Source organism: Methylobacillus pratensis (assembly GCF_054072455.1).
In genome coordinates this window covers 127,340-141,595 of record NZ_JBSUSR010000002.1, presented here as the reverse complement: position 1 = coordinate 141,595, position 14,256 = coordinate 127,340, and the positions used below count along the sequence as shown (strand labels likewise).

The 14,256-nt window shown below is 60.4% G+C and carries 15 protein-coding genes; 14 read left to right on the top strand and 1 reads right to left on the bottom strand.

Annotation, left to right across the window (positions count from 1 at the left end; all coding sequences use genetic code 11):
- The first annotated feature begins 47 nt into the window (after nucleotides 1-47).
- The 3 genes from ACW4YW_RS05300 (at nucleotide 48) to ACW4YW_RS05290 (ending at nucleotide 3,053) form a co-directional block, all read left to right on the top strand.
- Entirely contained in the window at nucleotides 48-1,424 is a 1,377-nt protein-coding gene (locus ACW4YW_RS05300) for an MFS transporter (RefSeq protein ID WP_457136611.1), read from the top strand.
- A gap of 2 nt (nucleotides 1,425-1,426) precedes the next feature.
- Complete coding sequence (gene ssb, locus ACW4YW_RS05295; RefSeq protein WP_457136610.1) at nucleotides 1,427-1,933, top strand: single-stranded DNA-binding protein; 507 nt, start codon at nucleotides 1,427-1,429, stop codon at nucleotides 1,931-1,933.
- 154 nt (nucleotides 1,934-2,087) lie between these two features.
- Complete coding sequence (locus tag ACW4YW_RS05290; protein WP_457136609.1) at nucleotides 2,088-3,053, top strand: PEP-CTERM sorting domain-containing protein; 966 nt, start codon at nucleotides 2,088-2,090, stop codon at nucleotides 3,051-3,053.
- 6 nt (nucleotides 3,054-3,059) lie between these two features.
- Here ACW4YW_RS05290 and ACW4YW_RS05285 read toward each other — a convergent pair whose 3' ends face one another.
- A complete protein-coding gene (locus ACW4YW_RS05285; RefSeq protein ID WP_457136608.1) occupies nucleotides 3,060-4,838 on the bottom strand; it encodes a putative bifunctional diguanylate cyclase/phosphodiesterase in 1,779 nt (592 codons plus the stop codon).
- Between the two features lie 246 nt (nucleotides 4,839-5,084).
- On the opposite strand from ACW4YW_RS05285, the gene gspG reads away from it, so the two are divergent.
- Genes gspG through ACW4YW_RS05230 form a run of 11 tightly spaced genes read left to right on the top strand, consistent with a single transcriptional unit; the run spans nucleotide 5,085 to nucleotide 14,245 of the window.
- Nucleotides 5,085-5,513 carry a type II secretion system major pseudopilin GspG gene (gene gspG / locus ACW4YW_RS05280; protein ID WP_457136607.1) on the top strand — a complete coding sequence of 143 codons (429 nt, stop codon included), beginning with the start codon at nucleotides 5,085-5,087 and terminating at the stop codon, nucleotides 5,511-5,513.
- 1 nt (nucleotide 5,514) lies between these two features.
- Nucleotides 5,515-6,696: a type II secretion system F family protein gene (locus ACW4YW_RS05275; protein ID WP_457136606.1), complete on the top strand. Its 1,182-nt coding sequence runs from the start codon at nucleotides 5,515-5,517 to the stop codon at nucleotides 6,694-6,696.
- A 14-nt stretch (nucleotides 6,697-6,710) separates the two neighbouring features.
- A complete protein-coding gene (locus tag ACW4YW_RS05270; RefSeq protein ID WP_457136979.1) occupies nucleotides 6,711-8,372 on the top strand; it encodes a GspE/PulE family protein in 1,662 nt (553 codons plus the stop codon).
- The gene (locus ACW4YW_RS05265) at nucleotides 8,353-9,141 is read left to right on the top strand and encodes a hypothetical protein (RefSeq protein ID WP_457136605.1); all 789 of its coding nucleotides are present in this window, start codon (nucleotides 8,353-8,355) and stop codon (nucleotides 9,139-9,141) included. Before ACW4YW_RS05270 ends, ACW4YW_RS05265 begins: the two co-directional genes overlap by 20 nt.
- Entirely contained in the window at nucleotides 9,138-9,677 is a 540-nt protein-coding gene (locus ACW4YW_RS05260; protein ID WP_457136604.1) for a PilN domain-containing protein, read from the top strand. Before ACW4YW_RS05265 ends, ACW4YW_RS05260 begins: the two co-directional genes overlap by 4 nt.
- A gap of 11 nt (nucleotides 9,678-9,688) precedes the next feature.
- Nucleotides 9,689-10,273: a hypothetical protein gene (locus tag ACW4YW_RS05255; protein WP_457136603.1), complete on the top strand. Its 585-nt coding sequence runs from the start codon at nucleotides 9,689-9,691 to the stop codon at nucleotides 10,271-10,273.
- The gene (locus tag ACW4YW_RS05250) at nucleotides 10,270-10,869 is read left to right on the top strand and encodes a hypothetical protein (protein WP_457136602.1); all 600 of its coding nucleotides are present in this window, start codon (nucleotides 10,270-10,272) and stop codon (nucleotides 10,867-10,869) included. The genes ACW4YW_RS05255 and ACW4YW_RS05250 overlap by 4 nt, the downstream gene beginning before the upstream one ends.
- Entirely contained in the window at nucleotides 10,870-12,819 is a 1,950-nt protein-coding gene (locus ACW4YW_RS05245) for a secretin N-terminal domain-containing protein (protein ID WP_457136601.1), read from the top strand. It begins immediately after the preceding gene.
- Between the two features lie 4 nt (nucleotides 12,820-12,823).
- Nucleotides 12,824-13,297, top strand: coding sequence for a type II secretion system protein (locus tag ACW4YW_RS05240; protein WP_457136978.1), 474 nt, complete (start codon nucleotides 12,824-12,826; stop codon nucleotides 13,295-13,297).
- Nucleotides 13,297-13,677 carry a type II secretion system protein gene (locus ACW4YW_RS05235; RefSeq protein WP_457136600.1) on the top strand — a complete coding sequence of 127 codons (381 nt, stop codon included), beginning with the start codon at nucleotides 13,297-13,299 and terminating at the stop codon, nucleotides 13,675-13,677. The genes ACW4YW_RS05240 and ACW4YW_RS05235 overlap by 1 nt, the downstream gene beginning before the upstream one ends.
- On the top strand, nucleotides 13,664-14,245 hold the full coding sequence (locus ACW4YW_RS05230) for a type II secretion system protein (RefSeq protein ID WP_457136599.1): 582 nt from the start codon (nucleotides 13,664-13,666) through the stop codon (nucleotides 14,243-14,245). The genes ACW4YW_RS05235 and ACW4YW_RS05230 overlap by 14 nt, the downstream gene beginning before the upstream one ends.
- Nucleotides 14,246-14,256: the final 11 nt, after the last annotated feature.

Below are 14,256 nucleotides of genomic sequence, written 5' to 3'. Positions count from 1 at the left end.
AACCTGTTAATATACGCAACTTCGCGTGTTGAATTCAATGATTTTTAATGTCACAGCCTGAACGCATGTCCCCGGTTGAACTACGGTCCACCCTGAGCTTGGCCTCGATCTACGGCCTGCGCATGCTGGGCATGTTCCTGATCCTGCCGATCTTCGCCATTTATGCGGAAACCCTGCCGTCCGGGCATGACCATTTCTATATCGGCCTGGCGCTGGGGGCCTACGGCCTGACGCAGGCCTTGTTCCAGTTGCCGTTCGGCATGGCGTCCGACCGTTTCGGCCGCAAGACCATGATTTACATCGGCCTGCTGATCTTTGCGGTCGGCAGCTTCGTCGCCGGCATGGCGGACGACATCCATACCATCATCATCGGCCGCGCCATCCAGGGTGCGGGCGCGGTATCCGCGGCAGTGACGGCATTGGTCGCCGACCTCACGCGCGAGGAGCACCGCACCAAGGCGATGGCAATGATAGGCGGCAGCATCGGCATCACCTTTGCGCTGTCGCTGATCCTCGGGCCTACCCTGAACCAGTGGATCGGGGTTTCCGGCATCTTCGTGCTGACCGGCATCCTGGCCTTGCTGGCGATGCTGGATATCAAATACCTGGTGCCGAATCCCGAAGTCAGCCGGTTCCATTCCGATACCCAGGCCGCGCCGGCCAAGCTGGGGCCTGTATTGCAGGATACGCAGCTGTTGCGGCTCAATTTCGGCATCTTCGCGTTGCACGCCTCGCACATGGCGATGTTCGTCGTGGTGCCGTTCGCGCTCAAGCAGACCAGCGGGCTGAGCGAGAATGACCATTGGATGATCTACCTGCCGATCATGGTGATTTCCCTGGTCCTCATGGTGCCTGCCATCATCGTCGGCGAGAAAAAGGCCAAGCTCAAGCAGGTATTCATCATCAGTGTCGCCGTGATGCTGCTGGCCGAGCTTGCATTCGGCCTCATGATCGACAGTTTCTGGGGCATCATGGTGGCGCTGACCACCTTCTTCATCGCCTTCAACGTGCTGGAGGCGATCATGCCTTCCACCATTTCCAAGCAGGCGCCTGCCGCCGCCAAGGGTACGGCGATCGGGGTGTTCAACACGGCGCAGTCGTTGGGGATATTCGTTGGCGGCGTTTCCGGCGGCTGGCTGTCCAGCCAGTACGGATATACGGCGGTATTCGCCTTTTGCGGCGCGCTCATGCTGTTATGGCTTGTGAGTGTGTCTACAATGCGCGCACCGGCGGCAGTACGTAGTAGAATGTACCACCTGCCGGAAGGGCACGCGCATGATGCGGCGCAATTGTCGCGGCAGCTGGCGGCGCTGCCCGGCGTGAAGGAATCGGTTGTCTTGCCCGCGGAGGGCATGGTGATATTGAAAGTGGATATGCAGGCGGACTGGGATGATTCCGCAGCGCTGCAATTGATAAGGGGTTAAGGATGGCATCGGTCAATAAAGTAATCTTGGTAGGCAACCTGGGCCGCGACCCGGAAGTGCGCTATATGCCCAACGGCGAGGCGGTGGCCAATTTCAGCATTGCCACCACCGACAACTGGAAAGACAAGAATGGCCAGCGCCAGGAGCGCACCGAGTGGCACAATATCGTCATGTACCGCAGGCTCGCGGAAATTGCCGGCGAGTACCTGAAGAAGGGACGCCCGGTCTACATCGAGGGCCGCCTGCAAACCCGCAAGTGGCAAACCAAGGAAGGCCAGGACCGTTACACCACCGAGATCATTGCCGACCAGATGCAGATGCTGGGTGGGCGCGACGGTGGAGGCAGCGGCGGAGCGAGCTATGACGGTGGCGGCGATGACTTCAACCAGGACTACAGTCAGTCTGCCCCCAGGCAGCAGGCAGCGCCGGCGCAGCGTCCGGCGCCCGCTGCATCCAAGCCGGCCGGCGGCAGCAACTTTGATGATTTCGAGGACGACATTCCGTTCTGAATATAAGGCAGTGTTGAATTATCCAAGGCCCCGTTTCTACGGGGCCTTTTTATTTGGATTGCAGTGAAGCATGTATCTCTCGATAAAATGCTATTGAGAATTATTATTAATAATATGTATAATGATTCTCAATCATGATTTTGGGAATTGCATCATGCATTCACTACACCAGTCCCTGAAAACAGCCTTGATCGTCGTTCTTGCTTTGATCTCAAGCTCGGCCCATGCGCTCGATATCATTTTTGATTACCGCTTTGATCGAAACGGCTGGTTCAGCACCGATAGCGATGCGGGGTTGATGCGGCGCGACGTGTTGCAGCAGGCGGCTTCCGTATTCAGCGGCTTGGCCGACAACCTGTCGGCAATCCAGCCTGGCGCAGGCGATAGCTGGAGCGTGAGGTTCCAGCATCCCAGCTGGAACAGCTGGATCGAGAATGTCACTGTCACCGATCTATATGTGCCGGAAAACAGCTTGGTGATTTTCGTCGGCGCATCTTCCTTCAACGGCGCTGTGCTTGGCGCTGCCGGTTCTGGCACCGTGCGTGCCCAGGGCAGCCAGGAGTTCGTGGATACAGTGGCGGTACGCGGCCAGGAAGGCGCGCAGGCCGATGTGCCCACCGATATCGGCCCGTGGGGCGGTTCCATCTGGTTCAACAGCCAGTTCTCATGGTATGCAGGCTTGGATGAGGGCGGCCTGGCTCCCGGTCAGCCGGATCTGCTGACCACGGCGACGCATGAAATTGCGCACCTGCTGGGTTTTGGCGCTTCTGCTGCCTGGGATGCCCTATTGCTGTCTACGGATAACGGCTGGGTATTCACCGGGGAAAATGCCGTCGCCGCATATGGCGATCTTGTACCTGTCGACGGGGTAGGCGCGCATTGGGCCTATGGCGTGCAGGGTACGATAGATGGCGAGCTGGTACCCAACCTCATGGACCCGGGCACCCAGTTCGGCAACCGCGAATATTTCAGCGATCTTGATTATGCGGCGCTGGCTGACATCGGCTGGAAGGTGAGCGCGGTGCCCGAGCCTTCGACTTTCTGGATGCTGCTGCTGGGGCTGGTCGGGGTGTTCGGCCGCTGGCAGCGCAAGCAGTCGCGTGCCATCGCCAAGAAATAAACCCGCCTAAATATTGGCCAGCGAATGCTGGTTGGCCTGGTATTTGTATTCCGTCACCCAGCGCGTGAATTTTTCTGCCGGCAGCGGCTGGGAAAAGCGGTAGCCTTGCACGAAGGTGCAGCCGCTGCTTTCCGCCCAATGCAGCTCCACGTCTGTCTCCACGCCTTCCGCCACCAGTTCCAGTGACATGCTGCGCGCCAATGCCGCGATCGTCTTGACGATTTCCACATTGATCGGCTCGTGCTCTATGCCTTTGATGAAAGACTGGTCGACCTTGAGCCGGTCGATCGGAAATTTGCGCAGGTAGCTGAGGTTGGAATAGCCGGTGCCGAAATCATCAATCGCCAGCTTGATGCCGAGCCCGTGCAGCTTGCGCAATGTGCGCACCACCGCATCGGCATCCTGCATGAACATGCTCTCGGTCAGTTCGAATTCAAGATAGGCTGGGTCGATCCCCGTTTCGGTGACGATGTTTTCCACCATCTCGCAGAAATCGCTCTGGTAGAACTGCATCGCGGAAATATTGACGGAGATGCGCATAGGCTGGAACCCGGCCTGCAGCCAGGCCTGGTGCTGACGGCAGGCTTCGCTGATCACCCATTGGCCGATCGCCACGATCAGGCCGGTTTCCTCGGCAATCTCGATGAAGTGGATTGGTGTGAGCAGCCCGCGTTGTGGATGATGCCAGCGTATCAGGGCTTCCTTGCCGACCACCCTGCCGCTGTCGAGCGCAATTTGCGGCTGGTAATACAGTTCGAACTCGTTGCGCTCGATGGCCAGGCGCAGGTCGGTTTCCAGCGACATGCGGTCTAGCGAGTACAACTGCATGCCCGCGGCATAATGGCGATAAGTGTTGCGCCCGCTGCGCTTGGCTTCGTACATGGCCGCATCGGCCTTGACCAGCAGGTTGTTGGCGTCCTCGTCGTCGAGCGGATAGATGGCGGTGCCGATGCTGGCGGAGATGAAGACTTCGCGCCCCATGATCTGCTGCGGCAGCTTCAAGGTGTCGAGGATGCGCCAGCACAAGCTGTCCAAATCCTTCTGGCTACTGATGTTGTCCACGATGATGGTGAACTCGTCCCCGGAGAGGCGGGCCACGGTGTCCATCTCGCGCGAGCATCGGGTCAGGATGCCAGCCAACGCGATCAGCAATTGGTCCCCAAAGGCGTGACCCATGGAATCGTTGAAGTGCTTGAACTTGTCGAGGTCGATGAACAGCAGGCCGACTTGCGCATTGGTGCGGCAGGCTTCCGCCAGCGTCATCGACAGCCGGTCCATGAACAACACCCGGTTGGGCAATTTGGTGAGCTGGTCGAAATGGGCCAGGTAGAACAAATTGGCCTGCTTGCGCTGCGTGATTTCATCGAGCAGGTCGTGACCGTTGGCGATGCCGGCGTATCTGCCCTGCTCCGTGACAATGAAGCCGCTCACCATATGCTGCATGCCCGCATCGATGATGATGCGCGAGATGTCGTCAATCGAGGTGTGACTGCTTACTACAAGCGGTTTGCGGTTCATGAATTCGGCAACCGGCTTCTTGCCGTAGATTTCATGGGTATAGGGCTTGATGAAGGTTTCCATGAAGGCGTGCCGTTCCACTATTCCCACCGGTTGGTGCTGTGCGTTGACCACGGGCAGGGCAAAAATATGCTGGTTTTCCTGGAAGATGGCCAGCACCTGCAGGCAGGGCATGTCGTCCAGTACGGGCGCCACCGTCCGCAACAGGCGTTTGACGGTGGGATTGTCGTCACTGTGGCTGAATCTGAAATGGGTTGCAGTGTTCATGAGGCAGGGTGCCGGGCCTTCGTATGGGGAAATCCGTATGGGCAAATCAAAGCGACCAAGTGATCACGATGTGCCGTCCAGATTATGCACGTTAAGGTTGCAGAATTATGACAGCTGGCTGCAACGGAAGGCTTGATTGGCGCCAGCAGCTGCCTGGGTTGGGTTTAATGAAAACGTCATAAATCGTGGCTATGCTGGGCATCAAATCTTACGTATGAACGCCAGGTGGAACCTGGCAATGCCGCTATGAAGAACCCCTATTCAATGAATCAGCGCCAGGCTGGATTTACCTTGCTGGAGTTGCTGGTGGTACTCGTTATCCTGGGTTTGCTGGTCGGTTACGTGGCGCCCAAGTATTTTGCCCAGCTCGGCAAATCCGAGGTCAAGACGGCACGCGCGCAGATCGGCGCGCTGGAGAAAGCGCTGGATCAATACCGGCTCGATGTCGGCCACTATCCTACCACCGAGCAGGGCCTGCTTGCGCTGAACACCGCGCCTGCGGGCGAAAGCAAATGGGCTGGGCCCTACCTGCAGAAGAGCGTGCCGAACGATCCCTGGGGCCGGCCTTATCAATTCAAGTCGCCCGGGGAGCATGGGGATTTCGACCTCTATTCTTTGGGCAAGGACGGCCAGCCCGGCGGTAGCGATGACAACATCGATATCGTGAACTGGTGATATGCGCTATCAGGTACGGGCGATAAGCGCGGGCCGCCTGGTTTCGCTGGAGTTTGAAGCCCAGCATGCGGAAGAGGCGGCCGCCAAGGCGCGCAGCCAAGGCTACGAAGTCCTGGCGACCAAGTCAGGTGCGCAAGGCCTGGCCAGGAGTAAGCGCACACGTTTTCCCTTGTTGCTGTTCAGCCAGGAACTGTTGTCGCTGCTCAAGGCAGGCCTGGGGCTGGTAGAGTCGCTGGAAGGTATTGCGGAGAAAGAACAGCGATCCGAGATCGCCCAGGTGCTCAAGGGCGTGCTGGACGCGCTATACCGCGGGCAGACATTCTCGGCCGCGCTCGCAGCCTATCCGTCCGCATTTCCTGGCTTGTATACCTCCATGGTCAAGGCCAGCGAGCGTACCGGGGATTTGCCCGAGGCCTTGTTGCGCTACATTGGTTACGAGCAGCAGGTAGAGGTGTTGCGTAAGAAACTCATCGCTTCCTCCATTTATCCCTTCCTCCTCATCACCGTGGGCGGCCTGGTGGTCCTGTTCCTGCTGGGCTACGTCGTGCCGCGCTTTTCCCGGATCTATGCCGATGCGGGCGAGAACCAGGCCTGGATGCTCAGGCTGGTGCTGGGCTGGGCCGATATCATGGAGGCCCATGGGCAGAGCCTGCTGCTCGGGGGCGTGGTTTTCCTAGGGCTGGTTGTGGCGGCGCTCATGCGCCCCGGGGTGCGCGGGCGCATCATGACCATGTTATGGCGCTTGCCGACGATAGGCGAGCAAATGCGCGTATTCCAACTGGCGCGGTTCTACCGCACGCTGGGCATGCTGCTGGAAGGCGGCATCACCATCAAGCAGGCGCTGGAGATGGCGCGTGGCCTGCTGACGGCCTCCATGCACCAGAGCCTGGACAAGGCAGCCGCATTGATCCGCGAGGGACGGTCGATTTCAGAGGCGATGGAAGCTGCCGGGCTGGTGACGCCGGTCTCGCTGCGCATGCTGCGCGTCGGCGAGAAAAGCGGCGAGATGGGCAAGATGATGGAGCATATCGCGACTTTGCATGACGAGGAAATCGCACGCTGGCTGGAGTGGTTCACCCGCTTGTTCGAGCCGCTGCTCATGATCTTCATCGGCCTCATCATCGGCGCGGTCGTGGTCATGCTCTACATGCCGATCTTCGAACTTGCCGGGAGCCTGCAGTGAGCACGGCGGAAACGATGTTCAGCCAGGCGCGCATGGCCGAGGCCCGCAGCCTGGCGGCGAGCAGCAACCGCAGCATGATGGATATGCTGCAGGGGTTGTCCGCCCTGGACGACCAGGAATATGCGGCAGCTCTGGCGGGGGCCGTGCAACTGCGGCTTTTCAGCATGGAAGCCATGCATGCGATGCAGCCCGCCTTCGATGTGATGAGCTTCACCATGGCCAGCCGCCTGCAGTGCCTGCCCTTGCGTGAAAACGATACCCTCTGGCTGGTGCTTGCCGACCCGTTCGACCAGACAGTGCTGGATTGGGCCGCGGAATGGATCCCGGAAAGCTTCCATACCGGGATCGCGCATTTCCGCGATATCCAGGCTTACCTGAGCCGGCACGAGGAAGACCTGCGTGCCATGGATGGCAACCTGATTGCCACGGGCGAGGCTGCCGAGGCGAACAATACGGATGTGGAGCACCTGAGCCTGCAGAGCATCAACGCCGACAGCAGTCCGGTGATCCGCATGGTGAATTCCACGCTGTACGACGCCTTGAAGGCCGGCGTGAGCGATATCCACATGGAAAGCGTGGCCGCCGGGCTGGTGATCAAGTACCGCATCGACGGCGTGCTCGTCCATGTTGGCAGCATGCAGGGCGCGGACATGGCCGAGCAGGCGGTGTCGCGCGTGAAGATTCTTGCCGAGCTCGATATCGCCGAGCGCCGCGTGCCGCAGGACGGCCGCTTCAAGGTGATGATGCAGGGGCGCGACGTGGATTTCCGCGTATCCATCATGCCGAGCATCTATGGCGAAGATGCCGTGCTGCGGGTGCTGGACCGGAAATCCCTCTCCGACCAGGCCAAGGGGCTGTCGCTCAAGCAACTGGGCTTTGACGACTACATCATCGAGGATTTCCGCCGGCTGGTGCGTGAACCCTACGGCATGGTGCTGGTGACCGGGCCGACCGGTTCCGGCAAGACCACTTCGCTGTATGCGGCCATCAGCGAGGTCAACCACGGCCACGACAAGATCATCACCATCGAGGACCCGGTGGAATACCAGTTGCCGGGCGTACTGCAGATCCCGGTCAACGAGAAGAAGGGGCTCACCTTCGCGCGCGGCTTGCGCTCCATCCTGCGCCACGACCCGGACAAGATCATGGTGGGCGAGATCCGCGACCCGGAAACAGCCCAGATCGCCGTACAGTCGGCGCTCACCGGGCATTTGGTATTCACCACCTTGCACGCGAACAATGTCTTCGACGTCATCAGCCGCTTCCTGCACATGAACGTCGAGGCCTACAGCCTGGTGGCGGCGCTGAACGGCGTGATGGCGCAGCGCCTAGTGCGCCTGGTGTGCCCGCATTGCGCTGAAGCGGTCGAGGCCAGCGATGAGCTCTTGTTGCAATCCAGGATCACGCGCGAGCAGGCAGCCCATTACCAATTGCGCCAAGGCAAGGGCTGTGGGCATTGCCGCGGCAGCGGTTACAAAGGCCGCAAGGCGATTGCCGAGCTGCTGGCGCTGGACGACGAACTGCGCGAGATGATCATTGCGCGCGAACCCTTGCGCAAGCTCAAGGAAGCTGGCCGTGCGAGGGGCATGAAGAGCCTGCGCGAGGCAGCGCTGGAGGCCGTCGCGCGCGGCGAGACCACACTGGAGGAGATCAACCGTGTCACTTTCGTGGCGTGAGCGCCTGCTGCCAGGCTGGTGGCGGCCTACCGTGGTCGTTCATATCCAGCCTCGGCATATTGCCTGGTCGCGCCAGTCTGGCGGAATCAAGCCCAGGATTCTTGACCAAGGCATAGTCCATGCCGAGCAGCATGGCAAGGATGTGCAGCCGTTGCTTACCGCATTGCCGCAAGCGTTGCGCGAGGCCGGCGCCGCAGGTGCGCGCGTGGAGCTGGTGCTGTCGAACGCCTTTATGCGTTATGCCATCGTGCCTAACCCGGATGGGGCTGCCAACGGCGAAGAGCTGACGCTGCTGTGCCGCCATGCTTTCCAACGGGTCCATGGCGACATTGTCGCGGAATGGAATATCCAGCTCAGCCTGGCCGCGCTTGGCGGCAACGGGCTTGCCAGCGCGATGGACCAGGATTGGCTGGGCGCCCTTAAGCAACATGTAAAAACGGAAAAAGGGCAGCTCATCAGCGTGCAGCCGCTATTGGCACATGCCTTCAACCGTCTTGCCAAGGCTGGGCAGGAGGGCATCTTTGTGCTGCGCGAACCCGAGCGGCTATGCCTGCTGGCCTGGCAAAACCGCAGCTGGTCTGCGGTGCAAATGCAACCTGTGCTTGCCGATTGGCAATCTGTACTGGAAGCAGGCTTGCGTCGGTTGCGCCTGCAACTGGAGCTGCCGGAATCCACGCCAGTGCAATTATGCGAGCTGGTGCAAGGCGATATGCAGCCGCGCATGGCAGCCTGGCGGGCGGATTGGTCCTTGGCGGGAGGCGTGGCATGAGGCTGCAGCTCGACCATGCAGTTGCAGCTAGCCAGGGAGCACGTTACCAAGCCAGCCTGCTTGTTGTCGCGGCCCTGGCATTGCTGTGTGGCTGGCAACTAATGGATATGCGCGCCGAGCGTGCGGATATCGAACAGAGGTTGCAGCAAGTGCAGGAGGCCCGCAAGCCGGTGCAGGTGGCCGCCATCCAGCCGCAGGCATTGTCGGCCGTGCAAAAAGCCGAGATCAAGGAAGCCAATGGCATACTGGACGAGCTGGGCAGGCCATGGCCTGCCTTGCTGAACCGACTGGAACAGGTAGCCCAACCGGAAATCGCCTTGCTGGCGATACGCCCCGATGCAGCCAAGGGCAAGCTGCGCCTCAAGGGGGAAGCCAAGGATGTCGCTTCGCTGCTGGCTTACCTGCAGCGGTTGGAAGCTGTACCGGAAATGCATGACGTCGTGCTCGACGAGCATGAAATGATGGAAAAGCCGGAAGGCGAAGGCATGGCGCATTTTATCCGTTTTGGCATTACGGCTCGGTGGGGGGCTGTGTGATGCAGCCCGGCATGGCTTCGTCCCTGGATTTCAAGCGGCTGCAATGGGTTGCGCGCCGGGTGCAGTATAGGCTGGGTTGGCCCGGGATGGCCTTGGTTGCACTGCTGGTGGCGACGGTATGCCTGGTGGCGGTGTGGCTGGTGCCTTTGCAAACCGAGATCGCGCAACTGCGGCAGGAGTTGGCAATGCAGGAGGCGGCGTTACGCCTGCATCCCCAGCCGCAGCACCAGCCCGTGAGCTCCCCGGAACAGGCATTGGCGCAGGAGCTGGCCGAGTTCGATGCGCGCTTTCCCGGCATCAAGCAATTACCGGAAGAACTGGGCGTGTTGTTCCGCCTTGCGGAAGGCCATGGCCTGCAAGTGGTCAAGGGCGAGTATTCACTATCGGAGAAAAAGCAAGGCAGCGTGCGGCGCTTCGAGGCCAGCGTGCCGGTGCAAGGCAGCTACCAGTCGGTGAAGGCGCTGGTGCTCGATATATTGGACGCCTTGCCGAACGTGGCGTTGGCAGAGCTTGGTTTCGAACGCGGTGAATCGTTGGAAGCCGAGGTCAAGACGCGTTTGCGCCTGGTGTTCTTTATCAGGAAGCGTGCGGCATGAAACTGCCATTCAAGCGCCAATGGCTGATGGTACTGGGTTTGCTGGCAACGCTGGCCCTGGTGTTCAGCATGGAAGATGAGGAAGATGCCGGGCTGTTGCCAACCGCCCGGCCCGCGCGCTCCCAGGCTGCGCCATCAGCGCAGTCTCCTGTCAGCCAACATACCGAAAACCGTCAGCATTACCTTGACTGGGGCTTGTTGCAAGGCCGTTCCGTCGCGACGGGAGCGGAGCAGGTGCAGGCGGATCTGTTCAGGCCCCAGCGCTGGTATGTGCCGCCGCCCAAGACGGCAGCTGAGCTGGCCCCGCCGCCGCCAGTGGCGCCGCAGCCAGGGTTTGCCTATATCGGCAAGCTCGAGGACGGGCCGCAGGGCACTGTCATTTTGCTGGCGAGCGCCAACCAGCTCTATTCGGTCAGCGTCGGCAGCAATATCGACCGTGCCTGGCGCTTGGACAAGGAGGACGACCAAAGCCTCCAGCTGACCTATTTGCCGCTCAACCTGCCCAAGACGCTGCTCAAGAAGAGCAAGCCGGCGGCCGACGTTAATCCTGCCAGCCATTTGCCGGGGGATCCGGATGATTTACAGGGGAATCTTTAAATGTTGTCTAGTTATGCATGGCGCGTCACTGGCCTTGTCAATGTAGTGCTGGTGTTGTCTTCATGCGCGCTGGCGCCCTGGCCCAAGCCTGGATTCCCGGGCGATACGCCCGAGGAGAAAATCACCAACACCCAGGCGGAGCGTGAGAAAAAGCCCGAAGGCGTGAAAGAGCTGCAGCGCGTGCGTGTGGCGACCGAGCAGGGCGTCAACCAACTTCTGACCGAAGCCGAGGCGGCATTGCGCGACAGGCGTATGGCGGATGCGGGGGAATTGTTCCGCCGCGTGTTGGCGATCGAGCCCGACAATCCCAGGGCGCAATCCGGGCAATTGCTCATCGAGAGCACCCGCAAGCATACGGAGCAGGTGCAGCACGCAAGCCAGTTGCTGGAAAAGGGCGAGACAGACGCCGCGCGGGATATCCTGCACCAGATATTGCTGGAGGCTCCCCAGCATGAGGAGGCCTTGCGGCTGCAGCGGGAAATCCGCCAGCAGCGCGCCCATGTGCGCATGGAGCCGCCCAAGCTGAAGCCTGCCTTTAATAAGCCGGTGAGCCTGGAATTGCGCGATGCCAATATCAAGATGGTATTCGAGGCGTTGTCGCGTGCCACGGGCATCAATTTCATCCTCGACAAGGACATCAAGCCCGAGACCAAGGCCACGGTATTCATCAAGAAGTCGCCGATCGACGAGGCGATCGAGATGGTGCTGGCAACCAACGGCTTGCAGAAAAAGGTGCTGTCCGAGAATACCGCGCTGGTATTTCCCAACACCGCCGCCAAGCTCAAGGATTATCAGGACCTGGTGATCCGCAACTTCTACCTCACCAATGCCAAGGCCAAGGATGTGTCCGCTATGGTGAAGACCATGCTCAAGACCAAGGACATCCATACCGACGAGCGGCTCAACATGATCGTGATCCGCGATACGCCCGAAGTGGTGCGCATCGCCGAAAAGCTGGTGGCGGCAAACGACCTGGCCGATCCGGAAGTGATGCTGGAGATCGAGGTGATGGAGGTGACGCGCGAGCGACTGCAGGAGCTGGGCATAGAATACCCGACCTCATTGACCGCCTCCGCCGGTCTCTCGATCGAGGCGATGAGGAGCAACAATTCGAGCACCTACCTGTTTGACGCCAATCCCAGCCTGAATTTCAAGAAGACGACGGGCGATATCAATATCCTCGCCAACCCGCGCATCCGCGTGCGCAACAACGACAAGGCACAGGTGCTGGTGGGCGACAAGGTGCCGGTGATCACCACCGTGGCGACGGCCGGGGTGGGCTCGTCCCAGACCGTGCAGTACCTGGACGTCGGCCTCAAGCTGGAAGCCGAACCGCGCATCACGCTGGACGATTTTGTCAATATCAAGATTGCGCTGGAAGTCTCTTCGCTAGGCACCTCCACGACATTGCAAGGCGGCGGCGTGGTGTACCAGATCGGCACCCGCAACGCGAGCACCCTGTTGAGGCTCAGGAACGGGGAGACGCAAATACTGGCAGGCCTGATCAACGACGAGGAGCGCAAGAACACCAGCCGCCTGCCCGGGCTGGGCGACATCCCGTTGCTGGGGCGCTTGTTCTCCAACCAGATCGATAACCGCAAGAAGACCGAGATCGTGCTCGCGATCACGCCACGCGTGGTCAACAACATCAGCCGCCCTGAATCCGAAGTGATGGAATACTGGTCCGGCACGGAGAACGGCATCAGCGACCATCCGCAGATCAATGTGCCCGGCACCGGCGCTGCCGGCAATATGAGCCCGCGGGAAATGATGATGCAGCGCTTGCGTCCTGCAGAGCCCGTTGCTCCCGAGCCGGAACCAGCTCCGGCTCAGGCCGAAGAAAGCCAGCCGGCGCAGGATAACTTCATGTCCACCCAGCCCAAGCCGGTGGTTCCCCTGGTGACGCCGGAGGTCGTGGTGCCCAAGGCTGCGCCGCAGCAGGCCCAATAGCATGATGCCGCGCCAGGCCGGGTTTACCTTGATAGAGCTGGTGGTGACGCTGACCATTGTCAGCATCCTCGCCAGCGCCTTGATCCCGCTTGGGCAGTGGAGCGTGAAGCGCCAGCAGGAGGCCGAATTGCGGCAGGCATTGCGTGATATCCGCAGCGCGATCGACGCCTACAAGAAAGCGGTGGAGGACGGCAAAATCATTGTCAATGCGGATGCCTCCGGCTATCCGCCCAGCCTGGAAGTGCTTGCGAATGGCGTGCCGGATGCAAGCAGCGAAAAGAAGCGCCTCATCCGTTTCCTGCGCCGCCTGCCGCGCGATCCGATGTTCCCGCAAAAAGACGTGCCCGCGCAGGATACCTGGGGCAGGCGCAGCTACGCCAGCCCGCCCGATGCGCCGCAAGCGGGCGTGGACGTGTTCGACGTGTATTCACTCAGTACCGGCACCGGCCTCAACGGCATTGCCTACCGGGAGTGGTGATGCAAGGCAAATATTTGCGCGGGTTTACCCTGGTCGAGCTGCTGGTGGTGATGGCTATCCTTATGCTGTTGCTGACGGTGGCGGCCCCCAGGTATTTCAACGGCATTGAGCGCGCCAAGGAGTCGGCATTGAAGCAGACCCTGGTAGTGGTGCGCGATGCGATCGACAAATTCCATGCGGATAACGCGCGCTATCCCGATTCGCTGGAGGAACTGGCCGAGCGCAAATATATCCGTGCAATTCCCATCGACCCGATCACAGAAAGCAGTGAAACCTGGCAACTGATCGCCCCGGAGGAGGAAATGCCGGGCGAGTTGTACGACCTGCACAGCGGCGCGGAAGGACAGGCGTCGGATGGCTCCCTCTATGCCGAGTGGTAGCATACAGCGCGGCTTCACCTATATCGGCCTGCTCATGATGATCGCGGTAAGCGGCATCGGCTTCGCAGCGCTTGGCGAAGTCTGGCATACCGCATCGCAGCGCGAGAAGGAAAAGGAGCTGCTGTTTGCCGGCGGGCAGATACAGTCTGCCATCCAACGTTATTACCAACAGACCCCCAGTCCGGTCAAGCAATATCCGGCCCGGCTCGAGGACCTATTGCTCGACAGGCGCGGCCCCAAGCCCCAACACCATTTGCGCAGGATTTATATCGACCCGATGACCGCCAGCAGGGATTGGGGCTTGATCAAGGAGCAGGAACGTATCATCGGCGTCTACAGCCGCTCCAAGGCCCGGCCGTTCAAGCAGGATGGATTTGACGAAGCACAGCAGGCGTTCTCCGGGGCGAAGAGTTACCAGGATTGGGAATTCTCTGCCAGGCAGGGGGGCGGCAATGCCAATGCCCGCAACCCGGTCAATACCGGCATATCTTCGGCTCCCGTATCGACGCCTGCTGCTGCCAGCCCATCTGCAGCAGGCCGTGGCAGAATTCTGAAAAGTGCCAATTGAGGTGTTGCGTC

Coding starts and splice junctions, on each gene's coding strand:
- ACW4YW_RS05300 (WP_457136611.1), top strand. CDS start 48: ATGTCACAGCCTGAACGCATGTCCCCGGTTGAACTACGGTCCACCCTG.
- ssb (WP_457136610.1), top strand. CDS start 1,427: ATGGCATCGGTCAATAAAGTAATCTTGGTAGGCAACCTGGGCCGCGAC.
- ACW4YW_RS05290 (WP_457136609.1), top strand. CDS start 2,088: ATGCATTCACTACACCAGTCCCTGAAAACAGCCTTGATCGTCGTTCTT.
- ACW4YW_RS05285 (WP_457136608.1), bottom strand. CDS start 4,838: ATGAACACTGCAACCCATTTCAGATTCAGCCACAGTGACGACAATCCC.
- gspG (WP_457136607.1), top strand. CDS start 5,085: ATGAAGAACCCCTATTCAATGAATCAGCGCCAGGCTGGATTTACCTTG.
- ACW4YW_RS05275 (WP_457136606.1), top strand. CDS start 5,515: ATGCGCTATCAGGTACGGGCGATAAGCGCGGGCCGCCTGGTTTCGCTG.
- ACW4YW_RS05270 (WP_457136979.1), top strand. CDS start 6,711: ATGTTCAGCCAGGCGCGCATGGCCGAGGCCCGCAGCCTGGCGGCGAGC.
- ACW4YW_RS05260 (WP_457136604.1), top strand. CDS start 9,138: ATGAGGCTGCAGCTCGACCATGCAGTTGCAGCTAGCCAGGGAGCACGT.
- ACW4YW_RS05255 (WP_457136603.1), top strand. CDS start 9,689: ATGGCTTCGTCCCTGGATTTCAAGCGGCTGCAATGGGTTGCGCGCCGG.
- ACW4YW_RS05250 (WP_457136602.1), top strand. CDS start 10,270: ATGAAACTGCCATTCAAGCGCCAATGGCTGATGGTACTGGGTTTGCTG.
- ACW4YW_RS05245 (WP_457136601.1), top strand. CDS start 10,870: ATGTTGTCTAGTTATGCATGGCGCGTCACTGGCCTTGTCAATGTAGTG.
- ACW4YW_RS05240 (WP_457136978.1), top strand. CDS start 12,824: ATGCCGCGCCAGGCCGGGTTTACCTTGATAGAGCTGGTGGTGACGCTG.
- ACW4YW_RS05235 (WP_457136600.1), top strand. CDS start 13,297: ATGCAAGGCAAATATTTGCGCGGGTTTACCCTGGTCGAGCTGCTGGTG.
- ACW4YW_RS05230 (WP_457136599.1), top strand. CDS start 13,664: ATGCCGAGTGGTAGCATACAGCGCGGCTTCACCTATATCGGCCTGCTC.